The sequence below is a fragment of the Hymenobacter segetis genome (assembly GCF_038448715.1).
In the GTDB taxonomy this organism is placed as follows: domain Bacteria; phylum Bacteroidota; class Bacteroidia; order Cytophagales; family Hymenobacteraceae; genus Hymenobacter; species Hymenobacter segetis.
In genome coordinates, this window is record NZ_JBCEVZ010000003.1 from 118,829 (window position 1) to 140,647 (window position 21,819).

Here is a 21,819-nt window from a genome sequence, read left to right on the forward strand (position 1 = left end):
CTCGGCGTTGAACGACTGGAACCGTGCAGAACTGCGCAGCCCTAACAACATCAGCAACGAGGAGACGCGAAGGGTCGCGTCTCTACATCGTTCAATTTCCACCCTCCTCCTTATGCCCGAAAACGACCCCCTGATTTTTTCGCTGGAAAACGGCGTTGCCACCATCCGCCTCAACCGGCCCGAGGTGTTTAATAGCGTGAATAAGCCACTGGCGTTGGCGTTTCAGCAGCATTTGCGCGACTGCCAGGCTGATGCTTCCGTGCGGGCCGTGCTCATCACGGGCACCGGACGGGCTTTTTGCGCGGGGCAGGATTTGGCCGAAATCACCGGGCCGGATAGCCCGGAAGTGGCGGAAATCGTGGAGAAGCATTATAACCCGATTATCCTGTTGATTCGGGAGTTGGACAAGCCGGTGGTGGCGGCCGTGAACGGCGTGGCGGCCGGCGCGGGTGCCAACATTGCCCTAGCTTGCGACATTGTAGTAGCCAAAGAATCAGCTTCGTTCATTCAGGCGTTCAGCAAGATTGGGTTGATTCCAGACAGCGGCGGGACGTATTTCCTGCCGCGCCTCATTGGCATGCAGCGGGCTAGTGCGCTGATGATGACCGGCGACAAAGTGAGCGCCGCCGAAGCCGTGCAGATGGGTATGATTTACAAAGCCTTCGCCGACGAAACCTTCGACCAGGACGTGGCGGCACTGGTGCGCAAACTGGCCGCCATGCCCACCAAGGGCTTGGCTTATACCAAGCAGCTATTGAACAGCACGTTTGCCAACGATGTGGCCCAGCAGCTGCGCGCCGAGGGTGACTACCAGCTCCGCGCCGGCAACACCACCGACTACCGCGAAGGCGTCGCCGCCTTCCTCGGAAAACGCCAACCCACGTTCACTGGCCAATGAAAACTGTCGGCATTATCGGTTGCGGGGCCATGGGCGCGGGCATTGCCCAGGTAGTGGCCACGGCTGGGCATACCGTGCGTTTGCTCGACCAGCACTCTGGCGCGCTTGAGCGGGCCGTTTCCGGCATTCAGGATAATCTGAATAAGCTGGCCGCGAAAGGCAAGCTGACCAGCGAGGCGGCGGAAGCGGCCGGCGGTCGCCTTCACGCCACCTCCGACATGCAGGATTTCGCAGATTGCGACCTCGTTATCGAAGCCATTGTGGAGGATTTGGGAGTAAAGCAGCAGCTTTTCCGCAAGCTCGAAGGCGTGGTTTCGACTGATTGTGTGCTGGCCAGCAATACGTCGTCGCTGTCGCTGACTTCGATTGCGGCGGCCTGCCAGCGGCCGGAGCGGTTTGTGGGCATCCATTTTTTCAACCCGGCCCCGATTATGCAACTGGTGGAGGTGATTCCGGCCGTGCAGACGCGGGCGGGTTTGGCCGAAGAAATCAAAGGACTGGTAGCTAGCTGGAACAAGCTGCCGGTGCTGACGCAGGACACGCCGGGCTTCATCGTGAACCGGGTGGCGCGGCCGTTTTATGGCGAGGCCATCCGCATCATGGAGGAAGGCATTGCCGACATGGCGACCATCGACTGGGCCATGACCGAGCTGGGTGGCTTCCGCATGGGCCCGTTTGCGCTGATGGATTTCATCGGCCACGACGTGAACTACCGCGTGACGGAATCCGTGTTTACCGCCTTTTTCTACGACCCGCGCTTCAAGCCTTCATTCTCGCAAAAGCGGCTTTTTGAGGCAGGGTATTATGGTCGGAAATCGGGCCGCGGCTTCTACAGTTACGCTGCTGATGCCGCGCAACCTGAGCCCACCCGCGACAAAACTTTGGGCCGCCAGATAGTGAGCCGCATTGTGGCCATGCTCATCAACGAAGCCGTGGACGCGCTGGCCCTGAACGTGGCCTCGGCCGCCGACCTGGAGTTGGCCATGACCAAGGGCGTAAACTACCCAAAAGGCCTGCTGGCCTGGGCCGACGAGCTGGGCCCTGCCACCGTGCTGGCCACCCTCGACGACCTCTACGCCGAGTACCACGAAGACCGGTACCGCGCCAGCCCGCTGCTACGCCGCAAGGTGCGCGAAGGGCAGTTATTTCTGTAGAACATGCTTTAGCTTGTTCATCTTAAACTCTTTACCGGCGCAAGCTAAAGCACGCGCTACCTGCTATGACTCCCACCCTCGAAAACTACACCCTCGGCCGCTGGACCACCGGCGGCAATTCGCCCCAGGAGCTGCTCGATGCCAGCACCGGCGAAGTCATCGCCCTGGCCAATACGGAAGGCTTCGACTTCGAGAAAATTCTGGACTACGGCCGTCGCGTGGGCAACCCCAAGCTGCGTAAAATGACTTTCCACGAGCGGGGCCGGATGCTGAAGGCACTGGCTTTTCACTTGCAGGAAAAGAAGGAGATTTTTTACGAGCTGAGCTACCGCTCGGGCGCAACGCGGGCCGATTCTTGGATTGACATTGAGGGTGGTATCGGCAATCTGTTTGCTAATGCCTCGCTGCGGCGCAAGTTTCCCGACAAGCCTTTCTATGTAGAAGGCGAGCCAGTTGGTCTGAGCAAGGGCGGCACTTTCATGGCCCAACATCTGCTGGTGCCCCGCGAGGGCGTAGCCGTGCACATCAACGCCTATAACTTCCCCATCTGGGGCATGCTGGAGAAAATTGCGGTGAACCTGCTGGCCGGCATGCCCGCCGTGGTGAAGCCCGCCGTGCCTTCGGCCTACCTCACGGAGGCTGTGGTGCGCGAAATCATCGCCTCCGGCATTCTTCCCGAGGGTGCATTGCAGTTAGTGGTGGGTTCGGGCCAGGGCCTGCTCGACCACGTTACGTATCAGGATGTGGTGACATTCACTGGCTCGGCCGCAACGGGTCGCAAGCTGCGGGCCCATCCGCGCATCATCGAGGAAGCCGTGCCATTCACGATGGAGGCCGACTCGCTGAACGCCGCCGTGCTGGGACCCGATGCGAAACCCGGCACGCCGGAATTTGACTTGTTCGTGAAGGAAATCCGCAAGGAGATGACGGCCAAGTGCGGGCAGAAATGCACCGCCATCCGCCGCGCCATCGTGCCCGAAAACCTGCTGGAGGATGTGCAAATTGCCTTGGGCAAGCTGTTGGGGCAGACGACAGTAGGCCACCCGCAGGCCGAGGGCGTGCGGATGGGCGCACTGGCCGGCCGGGCCCAGGCCGACATATTCCGCGAGCGGGTGCGGCACCTGGCCCAAAACACGCCCATCGTGTACGGCAACCTCGATAACGTGGAATTGCTGGGCAAGGAACGCGGCGCTGATTATACCAAAGGCGCGTTCACCTCACCCATCGTGCTGCTGAATAAGGAGCCATTCAAGTACCTCGACAGCCACGAAATCGAAGCCTTCGGCCCGGTTGTCACGCTGATGCCCTACCACGACGTGGCCGAGGCCGTGACGCTGGCCAACATGGGCAAAGGCTCGCTGGTGTGCTCGCTGGCGACGAATGACCCGCGCACGGCGCAGGAGTTCGTGCTGGGCGCTGCTACACACCACGGCCGCATCTTGGTGCTGAATAACGAGATGGCGAAGGAAAGCACCGGCCACGGCTCGCCGCTGCCGCAGCTCATCCACGGCGGACCGGGCCGGGCCGGCGGCGGGCAGGAAATGGGCGGCATCCGAGGCGTGGAACACTTCATGCAGCGCGTGGCTTTGCAAGGTTCGCCGAGCATGATTACGGCCATCACGGAGGTGTACCAGACCGGCGCGAAGCAGGTGGAATACGACAAGCATCCGTTCCAGAAATACTTCGAGGAACTGGAAATCGGGGAAACCTACACCACCCATAAACACACCGTGACGGAGGCCGATATCAGCGCCTTCGCCGGAATTTCGGGTGATAATTTCTACGCCCACGTCGATGCTACTTCACTGGAAGGCACGCTCTTCACCGGCCGCGTGGCCCACGGCTACTACGTGCTGTCGAAAGCCGCCGGCATGTTCGTGGACCCGCGCAAAGGCCCCGTGCTGCTGAACTACGGCCTCGATGAGTGCCGCTTCACCAAGCCGGTGTACCCCGGCACCACCATCGGAGTGAAGCTGACGGTGAAGGAGAAAGTCGGCCAGGAAAAGCGCGACGAAAATGACATCGCCAAAGGCATCGTGCGCTGGCTGGTAACAGTGACCGACGAAACCAGCGAAACGGTGGCCGTAGCGACGATTTTGACGATGGTAAAAAAGAAGAATCAGGAATAATATGAGCACCCTCACCGCCGGCCACGTTGCGGCCGAAACCGATGCCGCTGGCATCACCACCATCACCTTTTTTCACCCTTCGCACAATTCCCTGCCCAGCCGCGTGCTGAACGATTTGGCTCAGGCAATTAATCGCGCCGGGCAGGATGAGGCTACGAAAGTCATTGTTTTGAAAAGCGAGGGTGACCGCACCTTCTGCGCCGGGGCCAGCTTCGATGAGCTGCTGACGATTGAAACCAAAGAGCAGGGGCTGGAATTTTTCTCCGGCTTTGCGCGGGTTATTAATGCCTGCCGCACCGCGCCAAAAATCATTATCGGCCGGGTGCAGGGCAAGGCCGTGGGCGGCGGCGTGGGCGTGGCTGCCGCTACGGACTACTGCTTCGCCACCCAGCACGCGGCCGTGAAGCTGAGCGAGCTGGCCGTGGGCATCGGTCCATTTGTGGTGGGGCCGGCCGTGGAGCGCAAGATTGGCACGTCAGCGTTTCAGCAGCTGGCGCTGGATGCGGGCGAATTCCGCTCCGCCGCTTGGGCTAAGGAGAAAGGTTTATACGCCGAAGTGGTGGAGGATGTGGCCGCCTTAGATGCTGCGGTAGCTGCTTTTGCGGCTAAAATGGCGGCTTATGCGCCGGATGCTACCCAGGCGATGAAGCAGGTTTTCTGGCAGGGCACCGAGCATTGGGACACGCTGCTGACTGAGCGCGCCGGCATCAGCGGGACGCTGGTGTTGTCGGATTTCACGCGGCGGGTGCTGCGGAAGTAGCGCCGTTGAACGGAAACCGAACGAAAGAAGAACGGTCATGCTGAGCGTAGCCGAAGCATCTCTACCGCAATACTAATTCAATCTAAAAGAAATAGTTACACGGTAGAGATGCTTCGGCTGCGCTCAGCATGACCATTCTCTGTTTGGCTTTGAAGGAGCCTTACAGCTCCATAATATCCTCGTTCCAGAGCGTGGGCTCGGCTTCGATGAACTCGTTCATCATATCCACGCACTCCTGCAAATCGCAGTCGACCACTTCTACGCCGTGGCTTTCGAGAAAGGCCCGCGACTCGCCGAAGGTGCGCGACTCGCCCACCATCACCTTGGGGATTTTGAACTGCACGATGGTGCCGGCACACATGTAGCAAGGCATCAGGGTGGTGTAGATGACGGTGTCGCGGTAGCTGCGCTGGCGGCCGGCGTTGGTCAGGCAGTCCATCTCGCCATGTTTGATGGCGCTGTCTTCCTGCACGCGCTTGTTGTGGCCCTGGCCGATGATTTTGCCATCGCGCACGAGCACGGAGCCGATGGGAATGCCGCCCTGCGAGCGGCCCAGGCGGGCTTCGTCGATGGCAGCTTGCATGAATTCGTCTTTGGTTTTCTGGTCTTGCATGGGTGGGAGGTTAGCGTGCGCAGATGCCTTTGTAAGGGCAGTATTCGCACTTGGTGAAGTCGTCGGTTTTGCGGATGGGCTCGGCGGGGTCGAGGATGCGCAGGGCAATTTTACGCACTAAGTCCTCGGAAACGGCTACGAAGTCTTCGCCGCCTTCGGTGAGGAAGCTGAGGTCGGCGGAGAGCAGGCCTTCGTCGATGTTGCGGAGCGAGAGGATGGCGGTTTCGGCGGTTTCGCGCTGCACCGTGTGGGCCAGCATGAGGCGGTAGAGCCAGAGCTGGCGCACTTTGTCGGCGCTGCTGCTGGGCTCGTGCAGGAGGCGGTCGATGGCTTCGGCGGGGCTGAGCTTGTCGCGGTAGCCGCGCAGCTGGAGGTCGCTCTTTTTCACGAGGCCGGACTTGTAATCTACCACGCGCAGGCGGCCGTCGGGCAACTCGTCCACGCGGTCGGCGAAGCCGAAGAGGCGCACGGCTAGCGGCTCCGACTGGCCCGGTACATCCACGAAAACGGTGGCGGCCAGCTCCTTTTCCAGCCCGAACAGGCGGATGGGAAGTAGGCCGGGCTGTTCGGTCATGCTTTCCAGCAGGCGCACCACCAGGCGGGTTGCTACCTGGCCGTAGACGTGGTTCAACCCTTCGTCGGCGCGGGCATGCTTTTCGGTGGCTTCCTGGCGCAGGGCTTTTTGAACTTCGGCTGGCGCTTGCTTGATGAGCTCGGGAATGTCATCGGCCGTAATCTGGCGGGCATCCTGATGGAAGGGCAGCATCAGGTTTTCCAGCGCCTCGTGTATCATGGTGCCAAAGCTGCTGGCTTCCAGTGTCTCCTCCACGGCGTCGTTTTCGTGGAAGCGGGCCACTTTGGAGAAGTAGAAACGTAGCGAGCAGGCCATGAAATCGTTGAGGCGCGAGGGGGAGATGTTGCGCTCCAGCACGCCGCGCAGGGCGGCCAGCATTTCGGGGTCTTTCTCCAGAACCAGGTCGCCTTCGTAGGGATTAACACCGACTTCGACCTCCGGCCCGGCTACCGAAACGGTCAAATCTTCCAGCGTAAGCTGCGGGTTTTGGGGCAATAAATCGTTCTGTAATTGCAGCAGGAAGCGGCTGCGCTCGCCGCTTTTCATGCCCTCGGCCCCGGGCAGGACGTGCACCAAATCCACGCGCTGCGCCCGTTGCAGCAGGCGCCAGAAGTTGTAGGCCGTGATGGCCTCCGCATCGGCGTAAGTTGGGAGGTTGGCCGCCGTGAGGACGTCGTATGGGAACAGCGACTGCTGGCGCTTGGGCGCGGGCAGCACGCCCTCGTTGCAGCTGAGAATGATGAGGTGGTCGAAATCCAGGGCGCGGGTTTCGAGCAGGCCCATTACCTGCACGTCGGCCAGGGGCTCGCCGGAGAAGGGGAGGCGGGTGCGGCCCATCTGCTCATACAGGAAGCGGCGGAACGAGCGCACCGACAGGCGCTGCTCGCGGCAGTCGAAAGCCGAATCGAGCTGCTTGACGAGGGTGTAGAACAGGTACAGGTACTCGGCCCCGAGGCTGGCTTCGCGGTCGGTGTCGGCCACTTCGGCAGCGTAGACCTGGCGCAGCAGGTCGATGACGGTGTAGCAGGCGGCGATGATGTCGTCGCAGTTGTCCCAGGTTTTGAACAGGGCCTCGATGAGCGGGTGGTGCGCCCCGAGCTTCAGCAGCTCCTCGGCGGGCAGGAGCACGGCGTTGAGGCGCACGATTTCGCGGCAAATCTGGTCCAGAATGCCGTGGTACTGGGGCTGGTCGGCCTGCTGGTCCTGCCAGTGTTGGTAGCGGCGCAGGAAGGGGTGGCTCAGCAGCTTGGTCACGGCCAGATGGTGGTAGCGCGGCACGCCGTAACCGGTTTCCTGGCTGCCTTCGCGGATGCCGGTGAGGTGGACTTCAAACAGCAAATCGACCAGGTTGAACAGCGGCGTGGCTTGGAAGCTCAGGCCCATGGTCACGTTGTAGTCGGGCACCTCGTCGGGCGGCAGGCCGTGGAGCACGGGCAGGAGCAGGGTTTCGTCGGGCAGCACCACGGCCACGGTGGCGTCGGGGTAGCGTTGGCGGGCTTCGGCCAGGAGCTGGCCGGCCAGCTTGCCCTGCATGCTGGGGTTGGCCACGCCGAGGTAGCGGATGTGGTGGGGCATACCGCGCAGCCATTCCACACCCCCGCCGAAATTATCCAGCGGCAGTTTCCACTGCTCGAAGTAGCGGCGCAGGTGCTGGCCGGCCCGGTTGGGCGAGCGGGCTTCCAAATAAAACGGGTCGGCATCGAAGCGGATTTCGGCCCGGCCGGCATTCATCAGCAGGCGTATCAGCTTCTCTTCCGACTTCGACAAATTGCCCAAACCCACAAAAACGTGCATGGCCGGCGCAGGTTTGGCCGGGTCTTTCAGGGACTTTTCGAGCTTCTGCACGGCCAGGCGGTAGGCCAGGCCGGGGTAGGCGAGGTGGTTGGCCTTCATGCGGCGCAGCAGCTCGTGGTACACCCGCTCCAGCTGGTTCCAGAAGCTGAAGGAGTGCGCGGCGGCCTGGCTTTTGGGCGGCAGCTCGGCCAGGTCCCAGCGCTCCAGGGCCTTGGCTTCGCTCAGGTATTCGAAGACCTTGTGGGTGTCGGCCAGGTTCTGGTCGAGGTTGGAGAAGTCGCTGAGCAGCATGCTGGCCCAGCCCACGAATTTGTCGAAATCAAGCCCGGTGTCGATGCCTTTCAGGATGTCATACAGCAGCAATTGCAGGGCAATGGGCTCCTCCACCTGCACGCCGGCCAGCTCCACCATGTAGTCTTCCATGGCGGCCACGCGGGGTGCCCATAGCGGCTCGCCGCCGGGCAGGGCCAGCGCCAATTCATTCTTCAAATATACCACGGCGCGGCGCGTGGGCACTATCACCACGATGTCGGACAGTTCATCGGTGGGGCCGGAGCCGTAGCGGTCCAGCAGCTCGCGGGCGGTGGCGGCCAGAAAGGAAATGGGGGCCGTGCCCGGTATGGCCGGGGCAGCAAGGGGGTAGGGGGCGGGCGGAACAGGCATCGGGGTAAAGATACCAGCCCCAGCCGGAGCGCGAATGCCGGCCCCGGCCCGCCGCCGGGCTAGAGGCGCGGGTGCTCCACCCAGGACTCCTCCTGGCACTGGGACACGAAATCGCGCAGCAGGGCCAGCAGCTCGGGGCGGGTGTGGGGGCGCGGTACCAGCAGGCCCGGCGAATCGGGGGCCACGTAGCCCAGCAGGGTGCGCAGGTGCTGCGGCTGGGCCACGCGGAACCCCATGCTCCACTCGGCAAAGGCGCGGTGCTGGCAGGGGCCTTCGCTGAGCACCCGGCAGCTGAAATGGCGTGGGTCGACGGCAATGTGTTGGTAATAGAGCCGCCGCACGGCCTCGGACGAGCCTTCCAGCACTTGCAGAAACCGGCCGTCGGGGGTGTAGAGCAGCAGGCCGGTGATGCCGTCGCGCAGGTTGTTGGTGCGGCATTGCGTGAGCAGGGCGACGAGCTCCGGCGTGTCGAAGGGCACCAGCGACTGGCTTTGATAAATGAGTTGGTACAGGCTCATGCGCTTCGACTGAAGGGTGAAAAAATGACTCTCCAATGTCATGGAACAACGGCAATCTGCTCTTAGGTCAGAAATATAGGTAAATAGAAGAGTTTATGTAATGATGAGCTTGCTAATGGAGTAATTATTAACCCGCCAAAACGCCGTTATTTACTTACTCAACCAACCTTCTCCTGCCATGAAACAGCTTGTCCTCCTGCCCCTGGCCGCCCTGGCGCTGGCCCTGGCCACCCCCGCCGCCGTGGCCCAGACCACGCCCGCCGTCATTCCGGCCCCCGCGCCGCCGGCCACGCCCGACCCGCTCTGGCATAAGTCCATCAAAACCGGCCTCGGCCTCAACGAAGCCGTCCTCAGCAGCAACTGGCGCGGCGGCGGGGCCAACACCGTCGGATTCAACGCCCTGTTCAACGCCAAGGCCAACCGCAAAAGCGGCATCCACAGCTTCGACAACGAGGCCGATATGCTCTTTGCCTTCTCCCAAACCACGGGCCTGGGTTACCGCAAGGGCCAGGACCGCCTCTACCTCGACACCAAATACGGCCGCGCCATCAATGAGCGCTGGGACATGTTTCTGTCGCTGAACCTGCTCTCGCAGTTCGCCCCCGGCTACAAGTACGACACCGATGCCGCCGGCAATGCCCGCGCCCAGCTCACCTCCGATTCCTTCGCGCCGGCCTTCATCACGGCGGCCTATGGCTTTGAATACCACCCCACCACCTACTTCCACGTGCGCCTTTCGCCCTTTGCCCCGCGCCTCACGGTGGTCAACCGCGTCGACCGTTTCGTGGCCGCCCTCGGCGACAGGCCCTACGGCGTGAACCCCGGCCACAGCACCCGCTTCGAAGTATTGGCCGCGCAGGTGCTGGCCGAATACGACCGCAACATCAGCCCCAACGTCAACTTCAAGGCCCGCTACGTGCTGTTCGCCAACTACGAGCACCTCAATTTTAAGGAAATCGACCACCGCCTCGACGTGGCCTTCACGGCCAAAGTGGGCAAATACGTGAACGTGGCCCTCAACGGCATCGCCCTCTACGACTACGACCAGGACCACAGCATTCAGTACTCGCAGGGCCTCACCATCGGGGTGGCCTACGCCTTCCAGAACTTCGTGGACGCGAAGAAGTAGCTATGGTGAAACTTTCGCTACTTAAGAAGCGCCGGGACCGGGAGGTTCCGGCGCTTTTTGGTGGGGGCCTAGTCTAGTGCGCATTGAAAAACCCCATCAGCATAATTACTTCCGAGGCTTCTGTTCAGGATGGTATTTGAAATAATCTGGACGAGCCATCGTATTCCAAACAAACTTATATCCCGTTTCCATAATTTCTATATTAAACGGTCTTTTAAAATAAAATAAATTGTCAGGGTTTAGTAAATAAAGCATAGATATTCCTGCCACAATAATTGTTGGTATTGAAATGACCGTAAGCGCGATTTTCTGAATCCTTTCAGTGCAGTTCAGATTTAATCGGGTGATTGCAAGAACTACTGTCACCCAGAATAAAAAGCATAATGCAAAGTCAATTAGAAATTCAATCAAGAAAAATTGCTCAGACATTGAAGTGTGGAATCCTCTGCAAGTATAAGGCAATGGAAATCCGTATAAAAATTCGTCAGTTCCATCAACTACCAACGCATACCACCATTTGTCAAAAGTTATAAATGAAATAAGCGAGAACAGAAATGCGAATTTCCATTTCATAAGATATTTATTTTAGAGAGTTACCGCAGGTCGTAAATCTGCTCAATTATCCTCACCACTTTCAGGACTCACAGGGAAGCTGCGTTGCGGCACTATAACTCCTGTTGTGGGTTAATGAACGTTCACATCAAAGCCATCCAGGTAGGGCGTGCTCACGCGCAGCGAATCCACCTGGTACCAGTCGGCCACGGCGCGGTTGAGGTGGGAAGCGGGATTGGTTCCCAGCGGCTCGCCCAGCACCAGGATGTGGTGTGGCAGCAGGTTCTGGAAACCTTCGACCACCACCGTGCGCTGCCCCCGGGCCCGCGCCGCCCGGATGGTGGCGGCGCGGGCCTCGTTTTGGGCTTTCCAGGAGGCCGCGTTTTCCAGCCACTCCCGCCACGCGTTGCGCTCGGTGCCGCCGCTGGCCAGCAGCACCACGTACAGCAGCGCGGGTAACCGGAGCGAAGCCAGCCAGTGCCGCCGCCGGGCCTGCGCCGGGCTCAGCTGGTCGGGCAGCGCGGCCCACAAGGCCACCAGCCAGCCGCTCAGCAGCCAAAACCACAGGAAATTGAGCGAGCGCACGGCCGGGTAGCCCTGCCAGGTCCGGCTCAGCAGCAGCAAGGCGGCAAACAAGCCGGCCAGCACTATCCCCAAACTCCAGGCCAGCGGCAGGCGTAGCGCGGCGGGCCGCCAGTGCCGGGTGCGGTAGCCCAGCCGCGCCAGCAGCAGAGGGGCCACCACCAGCGCCGTGAGTTGCCGGGGCTCGGTCAGGAACATGACCGTGACCGCCACGGCCCGCCCGATGACGTGCACGATGCCCGGCGACGCGGACTTGGTCTCGTAGGCCATGCGGGCGAAGTTGCCGGGGGCCAGCACGGCTACCGCGCCGGCCCCGGCCGTGAGGAGCAGGAGGGCCAGCCAGGCCCGCCGGCTGCCGGTCGTGCCGCGCCGCCAGGTTGCGGCCGTGAGCACGGCCAGCAGCCACAGCAGCAGCAGCAGCGCCAGCTCATTAGAGCCCGCCACGCCCACCGCCGCCATGCCTGCCACACCATACCACGCCGCCCGTCCCAGGGCAGTGGGGGCCCGCCCTGCCCGCAGCACCGCCACCGGCACCAATACAAACAGCAGCGTAGCCACCTGATACGTGACGGTACTGGCAAACCAATAAAACCCGGAATTCACGCTGGGCATGGTGTACAGCTGCCCCTGCAGCCACGCGCCCGACCACGCCAGCGCCGCGCCCCAGCCCAGGCGCGCGGCCGTGAGAGTGCGCAAGGCCAGCGCCTGCACCCCCGCTGTGGCCCCAAACAACGCCAGCGCAAACCAGCGCACGCCCGCTTCCCAGCCATAGGTGAGCGGATTGAGGGCGGTGAGCCACAGCCCGGCGGTGTAGCGGCCGGTCCAGGTGGTGTAGAGGTGGCGCAGGGCGGGCAGCGCGCCCCGGTCGCGGGCCAAGGCCGCATTGCCATAGTCGTCCCAAAACGGCTGGTTGTACCCGCACAGCGCCAGATACGGCAGCAGGAGTACCGCCAAGGTCAGAAACACCACTGCCGGCTTGTGGGCCAGTAGCCAGCGCAGGCCCGCTCGCATCCTTGGGCTGATGGTATAATCGGAGTAGCGGGCGGAAGGCATAAGTGCTTAGTGAGCGCGGGAAATACTACCGGGGCCGGCTGGCCGCAGCGCGTAAATCCGCTCAATTATCTCCACCACTTTCAGGCCTTCCAGCGCATTGGTGGTGGCGAAGCTGCGGCGCTGCACGGTATCCACCACGTTTTCGATGACCTGGACGTGGTTGGCGGCCGAGCCCTGGAAAGGGCCGTAGTCGTTGGCGGGGCTGGTGGGGGGCAGCGTGGGCAGCTGGTAGTTTTCGAGGTGGCAATACTCCACCTTGTCCATGTACTGGCCCGCGATGCGCAGGCTGCCGCGCTCGGCCACAACGGTAAGGGAGCTTTCGAGATTGCGGTCCCACACGGCGGTGCTGTAGCTGAGGGTGCCGCTGCCGCCGCGCAGCAGGTCAAAGGTGACGAGGCCGCTGTCCTCAAAATCCGTCAGTCCTTCGTGGGTGAAGTCGCGGAACCGGGCCGAAATGTTGGTGATATCGCCAAACACCCAGTACAGTAAATCAACGAAATGACTGAATTGGGTGAACAGCGTGCCGCCGTCCAGCGCCTGCGTGCCCTTCCAGCCACCGGGCTTGTAGTAGCGCGCATCACGGTTCCAGAAGCAGTTCAGCTGCACCAGAAACACCTGGCCCAGGCGGCCTTCGTCGTACACCTGTTTCAGCCAGGCCGCCGGGGGCGAGTACCGGTTTTGCATCACGCCAAATACCAGCTTGCCCGTTTGCAAGGCCGTGTGCACGATGGTTTCGGCATCGGCCTTGTGCAGGGCAATGGGCTTTTCGATGACGACGTGCAGGCCGTGGCGCAGGCCGGCCACCGCCTGCGGGGCGTGCAGGCCGTTGGGCGTGGCCACGGTAAGCACGTCGGCGGCGGGGCCGGTTTGCAGGTATTCGTCCAGCGAAGCGAAGAACGGCACGTCCGGAAACTCGGCTGCAAGGTCGGGCTGGAGGGCGGCGCGCACATCAATCAGGGCCGCCAGCGCAGCACCCTCGTGGCGTGAAACCAGCGCCGCGTGGCGGCGGCCGATGTGGCCCACGCCGCAAATGGCAAAACGAACTTCAGGGGTAGAGTTGCTCACGAAACCGAATTAATTCCCAAAGAAAGCCCCAACGCGCCCGATGACGTATTCCTGCTGCTCCACCGTCAGCAGCGGATGAATGGGCAGCGATAGCACCGCCTCGCACAGCCGCTCCGCCACCGGAAACTGCCCCGCCCGGTAGCCTAGGTAGGCATACGCCGCCTGCGCATGCACCGGCAGCGGGTAGTAAATCATGGTCGGCACCCCGCACTTCTGGAGAAACAATTGCAGCTCATCGCGCCGGCCAGCTTCCTCCACCTGAATGGTGTACTGATGGAAAACGTGACTGCTGCGCTGGTCGCGGGTCGGGATGATGATGCCGGGCACAGCGGCCAGCGCCGCATCGTAGCGGGCGGCTACGGCCTGGCGGGCGGCCGTGTTGGCGGGCAGTTGCCGCAGCTTCACCCGCAGCAGGGCAGCTTGCAGGGTGTCGAGGCGGGAGTTGAGGCCGATGTGCTGGTGGTGGTATTTGCGGCTCTGGCCGTGGTTGGCGAGCTGGTGGAGCAGGGCCGCGCGGGCCGCATCGCGGGTGAGGAGCGCGCCGCCGTCGCCCAGGCCGCCCAGGTTTTTGGAGGGGAAAAAGGACGTGGTACCGATTTCACCCACCGCGCCGGCAAAAGCCGTTTCGTCGTTTTGGAACTGAAACGTTGCGCCAATGGCTTGGGCATTATCTTCAATCAGGGCCACGCCGTGGCGGGTGGATATCGTGCGCAAGGCCTCCAAGTCAGCACATTGGCCGAATAGATGAACGGCCACGATAGCGCCGGTGCGTGGCGTAATGGCCGCTTCCACCGCAGTCGGGTCAATGTTGAACGTATCAGGCAGCGAATCAACCAGCACTGGTTTCAAGCCCAGTAAAGCGGCGGCTTCCAGCGTGGCCACGTAGGTGAAGGCGGGGATGATGATTTCGGCCCCGGCCGGCAGTTCCAGGCTCATTAGGGCCAGGGTGAGGGCATCGGTGCCGTTGGCGCAGGGGATGATGTGCGCACCACCCAGGTACTCGCCCAGCTCGGCCGCGAACTGGCCCACGGCCGGCCCCTGGATGAAAGCCGCCGTATCCAGCACCTCCCGCATGGCCTCGTTCAAAGCCGGTTGCAGGGCCGCGTGTTCGGTCGCCAAATCGAGTAACTGAATAGGAGAGGGCGGGGCGGGAAGAATCAAAACAGAGCCAGAAAAAGAGGGTCGCCAAAGATACCGACCAAACTCAGGCCAACTCCCGCAGCAGCCAGTAGAGTTTCAGCAAATCGAGAAGTGGCAGGCGCGGCGCGGCCGAGAGCAGCTGGCGGCGCAACCCCGGCACCGCCGCGCCCAGCGTGGCCCGGGCCGCCGGGGCCAGCCCCAGCCGGCGCAGGCGCAGGGCCATTTGCAGCAGGCGCGAATCGGTGCCCAAACCATCCTGGCGGTACACCTGGGCCAAGTTGCGCACGGCCTGCTCACTTTTTTTTAGGAACACGGCGGCCGGCTCCAGCCCATCGTGCAGCACGGGGTTATCGAGATGTAGAATGGCGACCCGAGCCGCCGCCAACTCCACGCCGAATTTGGTATCCTCGTGGCCGTAGCCGGTCAGGCGCTCATCGAGCGGAAACCGCCGGAAAATATCGGCCCGAATCAACGCATTATTAATGGTAAGCTGGCCGTAGGGCGCGGCCTGGCGCACGGCAGCGGGCCGGGCTTCGCGGGCCTGGCCGTAGTGCCAGCGCAGGTATAAGGTGGGGTCGGCGGGTGGCGCGCTTTCGTAGCCGGTGCCGCCGATAAGCACGGCGGCGCGCCCCAGCGCAATGGTGTAGCGGGCCAGGAACTGATTGTCGGGCAGCAGGCTGTCGTTGTCCAGCAGCAGTAGCCACTCGTGCTGCGCGACGGCGGCCAGCTGGTTGCGGATGGCGGCGCGGCCCACATTCTGCGGCAGTTCGCGGTAGTTCACGCCGGGCAGGTTGCCCAATGGCCGGTTAAGCCGGCGGAATTCCTCACTGGAAAAATCATCCAGCAGCAGAATTTCTACCGGGCCGGGCCAGTCGGAAATCTGGGTGAGCAGCGAATGAATTAATTCCCTGACGGCGCGATTAAAAACCGGAATTAAAACGGATAAGCCGGCTGCTGCCATCGGTAAAATAATTCAGCTTGGTGGCTAAAAACTAAGCGCTAAAACGGCGGGCCGAATCCAGCAATTCGCCGTCTTTGCACGTCAGCACACGGTGCGGGTATTGCTCAATTAACTGGAAGTTGTGCGTAGCCATCAGAATAGCCGTGCCCGCATTATTAATCTCGCCGAACAGCTGCATGATGCTAGCCGAAACGTCTGGGTCGAGGTTGCCGGTGGGCTCATCGGCCAGGAGCAGCACGGGCTCGTTCAGCATTGCGCGGGCTATTACTACGCGCTGCTGCTCGCCGCCCGAGAGGCGGTGCGGCATCCGGTTGGCCGCGCCGCTCAGGCCCACGCGCACCAGCACGTCCGAGATGCGCTGCTGCTTCTGCGACTTGCCCTTCCAGCCCGTGGCGTTGAGCACGAACATGAGGTTTTCGGCCACCGTACGGTCGCTCAATAGCTGGAAATCCTGAAACACGATGCCCAGCTTGCGGCGCAGATACGGCACTTTGCTGGCGGGTAGTTTCGGCAGCGAAAAGCCCGCCACCGTGCCCATGCCGCTTTGCAGCGGCAGGTCGGCATACAGCGTTTTCAGCAGGGATGATTTGCCCGAGCCGGTGCGGCCCACGAGGTAGCAGAATTCGCCTTTTTCGAGAGCAAAACTCACGCCCTGTAATACGGCCTGTTGCTCCTGCATTATCGTGGCGTCGTGCAGCTCAATAACGTTCTCGGTCATACAGTTACAAACTCAACGGACGCAATTTGCCAAACTCCAGCCCCGAAATCACGGCGGCCAACTCCGTTTCCTTGCCTTCGAGGCCGTAGCGGTGCAGGTCCTTCAGCGGCCGGTCGGCCCGGAAATAGGCAATGAGCACAAAGGCTTCGTCCCGCAATTGAATGTAGTCGGGAATTTTGGCCTTGCCTTTTACTTTGATGATGTACATGGTGTGTAGCGCATGCTTTAGCTTGCGCGTTTGGATGGCCGATAATCTTCAACCGGGCGCAAGCTAAAGCATGCGCTACAACACTACGAATTTACCTTCTTGTGGTCGGCCAGGAACGTTGCCAAACCCTTGTCCGTGAGCGGGTGGTTCAGCAGCGCCATAATAACGTTGAGCGGGCAGGTCACCACATCGGCCCCGATTTCGGCGCACTGAATGAGGTGCGGCACGTGACGCACTGACGCGGCCAGCACCTCCGTGGGGTAGCCGTAGTTGCTGAAAATCTGCACAATCTGCTCCACCAGCTGCAGGCCATCGTGGCCAATATCGTCCAAACGACCCACAAAAGGGGAGACGTAAGTTGCGCCGGCTTTGGCGGCCAGCAGGGCCTGGCCGGCGGTGAAAATCAGCGTGCAGTTGGTCTTGATGCCTTTGTCGGAGAAGTACTTGATGGCTTTTACTCCGTCCTTAATCATGGGCACTTTCACCACGATGTTGGGGTGCAACTCGGCTAACTCCTCGCCTTCGCGGATGATGCCGTCGAAATCGGTGGCAATGACTTCGGCCGACACGTCGCCGTCCACCAACTCGCAGATTTGGCGGTAGTGGGCCATCACGTTGTCGATGCCGCGGATGCCTTCCTTGGCCATGAGCGAAGGGTTGGTAGTCACGCCGTCGAGGACGCCCAGCTCCACGGCTTCGCGGATTTCGGCCAGATTGGCGGTGTCGATGAAGAATTTCATGCGGTTGGGGAGTAAAAAAGTCGGCCCCAAAGCTACTCATTCGCCCGCCAAAATTGCGGAACAGAGCAGCGCCGGGGCCGACCAGAAAGGGCAAAAAAAAGCAAGCCAAAATCGCACCGCTACAACCACCTACCCTTGCTACCTTCCGGTCCTGGGGGAGTTCAGCGGGAGCTGGTCGTTCTGACTTGCCGATGCAAAGATAGGCAGGAAAGCGCCCGAACGACAACTCCCCTCCTTAAAAAAGGAGGGGACGCTGCCGCCCTGCGGCAGCTGGGGTGGTTGTACTCGTTGAACGACTGATGTATGAGCCGTGAAAAATTATTGAAAAAACTACTGCGGCTGGCTTTCTGCCATCGTTCAACCATCGTTCAACGGACACAACCACCCCAGCTGCCGCAATGCGGCAGCGTCCCCTCCTTTTTTAAGGAGGGGAGTTTTATCGTTCTATCTGCTCCCTACCTTTGCACCATGGAACGACTTATCATCCTTGATTTCGGCTCGCAGTACACGCAATTGATAGCCCGACGCATTCGCGAATTGCATGTGTTCTGCGAAATTCACCCCTACACCCACGCCCCGAACCTCGTCCTCAGTGATGATATTCGGGGCGTTATTCTTTCCGGCTCGCCGTGCTCGGTACGCGATGCGGATTCGCCCAACCCCGACCTGAGCCACATCCTGGGCCGGGTGCCGGTGCTGGGCGTGTGCTACGGCGCGCAGCTGCTGGCCCAGCAGGGCGGGGGCGAGGTGACGCCCGCCACCATCCGCGAGTATGGCCGGGCGCGGCTGTCGTCGCTGGATGTCGCATCGCCGCTATTGGCCGAAATGCACCTGGAATCGCAGGTCTGGATGTCGCACGGCGACACCATTGAGCGCCTGCCGGCCGGTTACAACATCATCGCCAGCACGCCGGAAGTGGCGGTGGCCGCCTTCAAAATTGAAGGCCAGGACACGTATGGCATCCAGTTTCACCCCGAGGTGACGCACTCGACGGAGGGCAAGCTGCTGCTGCGCAACTTCGTAGTCGACATCTGCCAGTGCGCCCAGACCTGGACGCCCGACCACTTCGTGGATTCGGCCGTGACGGCCCTGCAAAACACCATCGGTCCGGATGACCAAGTGATTCTCGGCCTTTCGGGCGGGGTGGATAGCAGCGTGGCGGCGCTGCTGCTGCACCGTGCTATCGGCCCGCGTTTGCACGGCATTTTCGTGGACAACGGCCTGCTGCGGAAGGATGAGTTTGCCAACGTGCTCAAAGCCTACGAAGGCCTCGGGCTGAACGTGACCGGCGTGAACGCCGCGCCGGAATTCTACGCCGCGCTGGCGGGCATCAGCGACCCGGAGGGCAAGCGAAAAGCCATTGGCCGCACGTTTATTGAGGTGTTTGACCGCGAGGCGCACAAGGTGCAGGGAGCCGCGTGGCTGGCCCAGGGCACGATTTATCCCGATGTAATTGAGTCGGTGTCGGTACACGGCTCGTCGGTGACCATCAAAAGCCACCACAACGTGGGCGGCCTGCCCGATGACATGAACCTGAAAATTGTGGAGCCGCTGCGCATGCTCTTCAAGGATGAGGTGCGGGAGGTAGGTGCCGCTCTGGGCCTACCCGCCGACATTCTCAACCGCCACCCCTTCCCCGGTCCCGGCCTGGGCATCCGCATCCTCGGCGACATCACGCCCGAGCGGGTGCAGCTGCTCCAGCGCGCCGATGACGTATTCATCAGCCTGCTCAAAAAGCACGACCTCTACAGCCATGTGTGGCAGGCAGGTGCCATGCTGCTGCCAATCCAGAGCGTGGGCGTGATGGGCGACGAGCGTACCTACGAGCAAGTGGTGGCCCTGCGCGCCGTGACCAGCGTGGACGGCATGACGGCCGACTGGGCGCACTTGCCTTATGAGTTTCTGGCCGAGGTGAGCAATAAAATCATCAACCAAGTGCGGGGGATTAACCGCGTGGTGTATGACATTTCGAGCAAGCCGCCGGCGACGATTGAGTGGGAGTAAACGCTCTTCCTGAATTTAAAAGAACGTCATGCTGAGCGCAGTCGAAGCATCTCTCCCGCAATAGCAAATCCTTTCGATTGGATTGCTTGCGCGGTAGAGATGCTTCAGCTGCGCTCAGCATGACGTTCTGATTTATTACCCAAAATCGACAGAAATTATGCGCTTCCACTGCCTCCAACACATGCCTGCCGAGGGCCCCGGCCACGCGGCCGACTGGCTGGCGGCGCACGGCCACTCACTCACGTTCACCAAGCTATTCGAGCCCAACCCGGCATTCCCGGCGCTGGCTGATTTCGATGGGCTGCTAATTCTGGGCGGGGCCATGAGCGTGCACGATGAGGACAAGCTGCCGTGGTTGCGCGCGGAGAAGGCGTTTATCCGTGAAGCGCTGCGGGCGGGGAAGATTACGCTGGCTATTTGCCTGGGGGCGCAACTGGTGGCCGAGGCGCTGGGCGGCGAGGTGCGGCCCAACCACGCGCCGGAAATCGGATTCTGGACGGTGCGGTTTTCGGCGAAGTCACTGGAGCACCCGCTGCTGCGCGGGTGGCCCGAAAAGGCAGCCATGCTGCACTGGCATGTGGATACGTTTACGGTGCCGCCGGGGGCCTTGCGGGTGGGGATGTCGGCGGCTACGGCTACGCAGGGCTTTGTGTGGGGCGATGGGGTGATTGGCCTGCAGTTTCACCCTGAGATGACGGTGCCGATGGTGGAGCAGCTTATGGCTGATGAAGACCACGAGCAGGCCGAGGAGCAGGAATTTGTGCAAACGGCGGAGCAGATTCGGGCCAAACTGAAATCAGTGTGGAAAGGGCGCAAGCTGCTGGAGTCGCTGCTGGAGAATCTGGTGGCGCTGCATGAGGGGGAAATAAATTCATAACCCAGAAAGCCGGTAAAAATGAACTCTCATTTCTTGCTTTTGGGCGGGCTTATTCTCTTTCTGGCCTTCTGTGCTTGGTTGACTTGGCCGGGGCACAAACCTGCTCCCGGGCAGATGCGCTGGAAATTTGCCTTAAAATGGGGTTGGTTTATGCTCACGCTGATATGCATCATTTTATTGATGCTCCTCTTTGTGATGCACTTGATTCAATATCCTTACGACGCCACCTACTAAAACCCCTTCGGCAGCTCAATCCCCTTAATCGTCTTGTATAAACTCAGCGCGTTCTGGTCGGTCATGCCGGCCACGAAATCGGTGAGCAGGAGTATTTTCTCGTAGGGTGAGACGTGGGCCTGGTGGCCTTCGGCGCGGAATTGCTCGGGGAGTAGCAGGAGCAGCTTACGGCTGCGGTGGCCTTGGCTTTTATCAAATACGGCGCAGAGGAAGGCATCGAGCAGGCCGCCGAGGACTTCGAAGCCAGCGGCTTCAATTTCGAGGACCGGGCGACTGCGGTAGAGCTGGTTGATGCTCAGGCGCTGCACTTCCTGCAAATCGGCCCAGCAGCTGAGTTCTTTGATGAGGGACTGGTCGTACTCGCCGCGCAGGATGGCGGGGGCGTGGTGGGCGAAGAGGGCGGCCAGCTCGTTCACCAGCTTGCCGATGAGGCGGGCACGGACGTAGCCCAGCTCCTCGCGCCAGTCGTGCCACTGCACGCTGCCGACGCGGCCGGCGGGGTCGTTGAGCATGCGTTTGAGCAGCGGCAGGCCGGTTTCGGGCGCGATGAGGCCGAGCTTGAGGCCGTCCTCGAAGTCGATGATGCGGTAGCAGAGGTCGTCGGCAGCTTCGACGAGGAAGGCCAGCGGGTGGCGGTGGTAGAAACCAGCGGCGGCATCTTTGGGCAGCAGGCCCAGTTCGGCGGCGACGTGCTGAAAGCGGGCGCCTTCGGTCTGGAAATGGCCGTATTTCTTTTCGGAAGCCCCGCCCACTTTGGCGGCCTCGGACACCAGGCTGGGCTTGGGATATTTGGTGAACGCGCCCAGCGTGGCGTAGGTGAGGCCCAGGCCGGCGGTGCCGGTGCTGTGCGCCGCGTAGGTGTGCGTGAGGATGCGAAAACCGGCCGCGTTGCCCTCAAAATGCTGCAAGTCGGCGATTTCGGCGGCGCTGAGCTGCGCCAGATACGGCGCGGCGGCGGAGCTGAGGAAGTAGCTGCTGATGGCGTCCTCGCCGGAGTGGCCGAAGGGCGGGTTGCCGATGTCGTGGGCCAGGCAGGCGGCGGCCACGATGTCGCCGCAGTCCTGGTCGAGGTTGGGCAATTGGGCCGCTAGTTCGGCATCAGCTTCCATTAAGTGGCGGGCGGCGAGGCGGCCCAGCGAGCGGCCCACCACGGCGGTTTCGAGCGAGTGGGTGAGGCGGGTGTGCACGAAATCGGTTTCGGGCAGGGGCATCACCTGGGTTTTGCGCTGCAAGCGCCGGAACGCGGAACTGAACACCACGCGGTCGTAGTCCTGCACGAAGGCCCCGCGTACGGGGGCGGCGCTGGCGGGCGGCAGCTGCTGGTCGGGGAAGCGGCGCTGCGAGAGCAGGCGGGGCCAAAGCATAGAAGCGGGCATGGAGTGCGTAGGGAAAAGAATGTTATTCTGTCATCCTGAGCGCAGCGAAGGACCTTATCACGCCAGAACAAGCCGCT

General features: G+C 61.7%; 19 protein-coding genes and 1 other RNA gene. 7 read left to right on the forward strand and 13 right to left on the reverse strand.

Translation table 11 applies throughout. From position 1 onward, the window contains the following. Positions 1 to 112: 112 nt before the first annotated feature. From AAFH49_RS02555 to AAFH49_RS02570, 4 genes are all read left to right on the forward strand, one after another. Positions 113 to 898 carry an enoyl-CoA hydratase-related protein gene (locus AAFH49_RS02555; RefSeq protein ID WP_342295774.1) on the forward strand — a complete coding sequence of 262 codons (786 nt, stop codon included), beginning with the start codon at positions 113 to 115 and terminating at the stop codon, positions 896 to 898. Beyond that, positions 895 to 2,052, forward strand: a complete 1,158-nt coding sequence (locus AAFH49_RS02560) for a 3-hydroxyacyl-CoA dehydrogenase NAD-binding domain-containing protein (protein WP_342295775.1) — start codon at positions 895 to 897, stop codon at positions 2,050 to 2,052. The genes AAFH49_RS02555 and AAFH49_RS02560 overlap by 4 nt, the downstream gene beginning before the upstream one ends. A 65-nt stretch (positions 2,053 to 2,117) precedes the next feature. Further along, complete coding sequence (gene paaZ, locus AAFH49_RS02565; RefSeq protein ID WP_342295777.1) at positions 2,118 to 4,181, forward strand: phenylacetic acid degradation bifunctional protein PaaZ; 2,064 nt, start codon at positions 2,118 to 2,120, stop codon at positions 4,179 to 4,181. 1 nt (position 4,182) lies between these two features. After that, positions 4,183 to 4,941: an enoyl-CoA hydratase/isomerase family protein gene (locus AAFH49_RS02570; protein WP_342295779.1), complete on the forward strand. Its 759-nt coding sequence runs from the start codon at positions 4,183 to 4,185 to the stop codon at positions 4,939 to 4,941. 160 nt (positions 4,942 to 5,101) lie between these two features. On the opposite strand, the gene AAFH49_RS02575 is transcribed toward AAFH49_RS02570, so the two are convergent. Genes AAFH49_RS02575 through AAFH49_RS02585 form a run of 3 tightly spaced genes read right to left on the reverse strand, consistent with a single transcriptional unit; the run spans position 5,102 to position 9,103 of the window. Then, positions 5,102 to 5,554 (reverse strand): nucleoside deaminase, encoded by a 453-nt coding sequence (locus tag AAFH49_RS02575; protein ID WP_342295781.1) that lies wholly within the window; start codon positions 5,552 to 5,554, stop codon positions 5,102 to 5,104. Between the two features lie 10 nt (positions 5,555 to 5,564). Further along, a complete protein-coding gene (locus AAFH49_RS02580; RefSeq protein ID WP_342295783.1) occupies positions 5,565 to 8,585 on the reverse strand; it encodes a PD-(D/E)XK nuclease family protein in 3,021 nt (1,006 codons plus the stop codon). Between the two features lie 59 nt (positions 8,586 to 8,644). Beyond that, a complete protein-coding gene (locus AAFH49_RS02585; protein ID WP_342295785.1) occupies positions 8,645 to 9,103 on the reverse strand; it encodes a BLUF domain-containing protein in 459 nt (152 codons plus the stop codon). Between the two features lie 178 nt (positions 9,104 to 9,281). Here AAFH49_RS02585 and AAFH49_RS02590 point away from each other — a divergent pair, with 178 nt between their 5' ends. Further along, entirely contained in the window at positions 9,282 to 10,232 is a 951-nt protein-coding gene (locus AAFH49_RS02590; protein ID WP_342295786.1) for a DUF3078 domain-containing protein, read from the forward strand. A 105-nt stretch (positions 10,233 to 10,337) separates the two neighbouring features. On the opposite strand, the gene AAFH49_RS02595 is transcribed toward AAFH49_RS02590, so the two are convergent. The 9 genes from AAFH49_RS02595 to ffs form a co-directional block, all read right to left on the reverse strand. After that, the gene (locus AAFH49_RS02595) at positions 10,338 to 10,805 is read right to left on the reverse strand and encodes a hypothetical protein (protein ID WP_342295788.1); all 468 of its coding nucleotides are present in this window, start codon (positions 10,803 to 10,805) and stop codon (positions 10,338 to 10,340) included. Positions 10,806 to 10,916: 111 nt separating this feature from the next. After that, positions 10,917 to 12,419 (reverse strand): DUF6056 family protein, encoded by a 1,503-nt coding sequence (locus AAFH49_RS02600; RefSeq protein WP_342295790.1) that lies wholly within the window; start codon positions 12,417 to 12,419, stop codon positions 10,917 to 10,919. 6 nt (positions 12,420 to 12,425) lie between these two features. Continuing rightward, positions 12,426 to 13,484: a Gfo/Idh/MocA family protein gene (locus AAFH49_RS02605; protein WP_342295792.1), complete on the reverse strand. Its 1,059-nt coding sequence runs from the start codon at positions 13,482 to 13,484 to the stop codon at positions 12,426 to 12,428. Positions 13,485 to 13,493: 9 nt separating this feature from the next. Continuing rightward, entirely contained in the window at positions 13,494 to 14,603 is a 1,110-nt protein-coding gene (locus tag AAFH49_RS02610) for a DegT/DnrJ/EryC1/StrS family aminotransferase (RefSeq protein ID WP_342295794.1), read from the reverse strand. An 85-nt stretch (positions 14,604 to 14,688) separates the two neighbouring features. Further along, positions 14,689 to 15,585, reverse strand: coding sequence for a glycosyltransferase (locus AAFH49_RS02615; RefSeq protein ID WP_342295796.1), 897 nt, complete (start codon positions 15,583 to 15,585; stop codon positions 14,689 to 14,691). Between the two features lie 31 nt (positions 15,586 to 15,616). Beyond that, positions 15,617 to 16,303: a cell division ATP-binding protein FtsE gene (locus tag AAFH49_RS02620; RefSeq protein WP_342295797.1), complete on the reverse strand. Its 687-nt coding sequence runs from the start codon at positions 16,301 to 16,303 to the stop codon at positions 15,617 to 15,619. Positions 16,304 to 16,307: 4 nt separating this feature from the next. Next, positions 16,308 to 16,511, reverse strand: a complete 204-nt coding sequence (locus tag AAFH49_RS02625; protein WP_208174678.1) for a fructose-6-phosphate aldolase — start codon at positions 16,509 to 16,511, stop codon at positions 16,308 to 16,310. An 83-nt stretch (positions 16,512 to 16,594) separates the two neighbouring features. Then, complete coding sequence (fsa, locus tag AAFH49_RS02630; RefSeq protein WP_342295800.1) at positions 16,595 to 17,251, reverse strand: fructose-6-phosphate aldolase; 657 nt, start codon at positions 17,249 to 17,251, stop codon at positions 16,595 to 16,597. Between the two features lie 94 nt (positions 17,252 to 17,345). After that, an RNA gene (gene ffs / locus AAFH49_RS02635) (signal recognition particle sRNA small type) lies at positions 17,346 to 17,443 on the reverse strand. A 276-nt stretch (positions 17,444 to 17,719) separates the two neighbouring features. On the opposite strand from ffs, the gene guaA reads away from it, so the two are divergent. Together guaA and AAFH49_RS02645 are read left to right on the forward strand one after the other, a co-directional pair. After that, positions 17,720 to 19,255: a glutamine-hydrolyzing GMP synthase gene (gene guaA, locus AAFH49_RS02640; protein WP_342295801.1), complete on the forward strand. Its 1,536-nt coding sequence runs from the start codon at positions 17,720 to 17,722 to the stop codon at positions 19,253 to 19,255. 181 nt (positions 19,256 to 19,436) lie between these two features. Beyond that, positions 19,437 to 20,132 carry a type 1 glutamine amidotransferase gene (locus AAFH49_RS02645; RefSeq protein WP_342295802.1) on the forward strand — a complete coding sequence of 232 codons (696 nt, stop codon included), beginning with the start codon at positions 19,437 to 19,439 and terminating at the stop codon, positions 20,130 to 20,132. A 230-nt stretch (positions 20,133 to 20,362) separates the two neighbouring features. Here AAFH49_RS02645 and dgt read toward each other — a convergent pair whose 3' ends face one another. Next, positions 20,363 to 21,742 carry a dGTP triphosphohydrolase gene (dgt, locus tag AAFH49_RS02650; RefSeq protein WP_342295803.1) on the reverse strand — a complete coding sequence of 460 codons (1,380 nt, stop codon included), beginning with the start codon at positions 21,740 to 21,742 and terminating at the stop codon, positions 20,363 to 20,365. Positions 21,743 to 21,819: the final 77 nt, after the last annotated feature.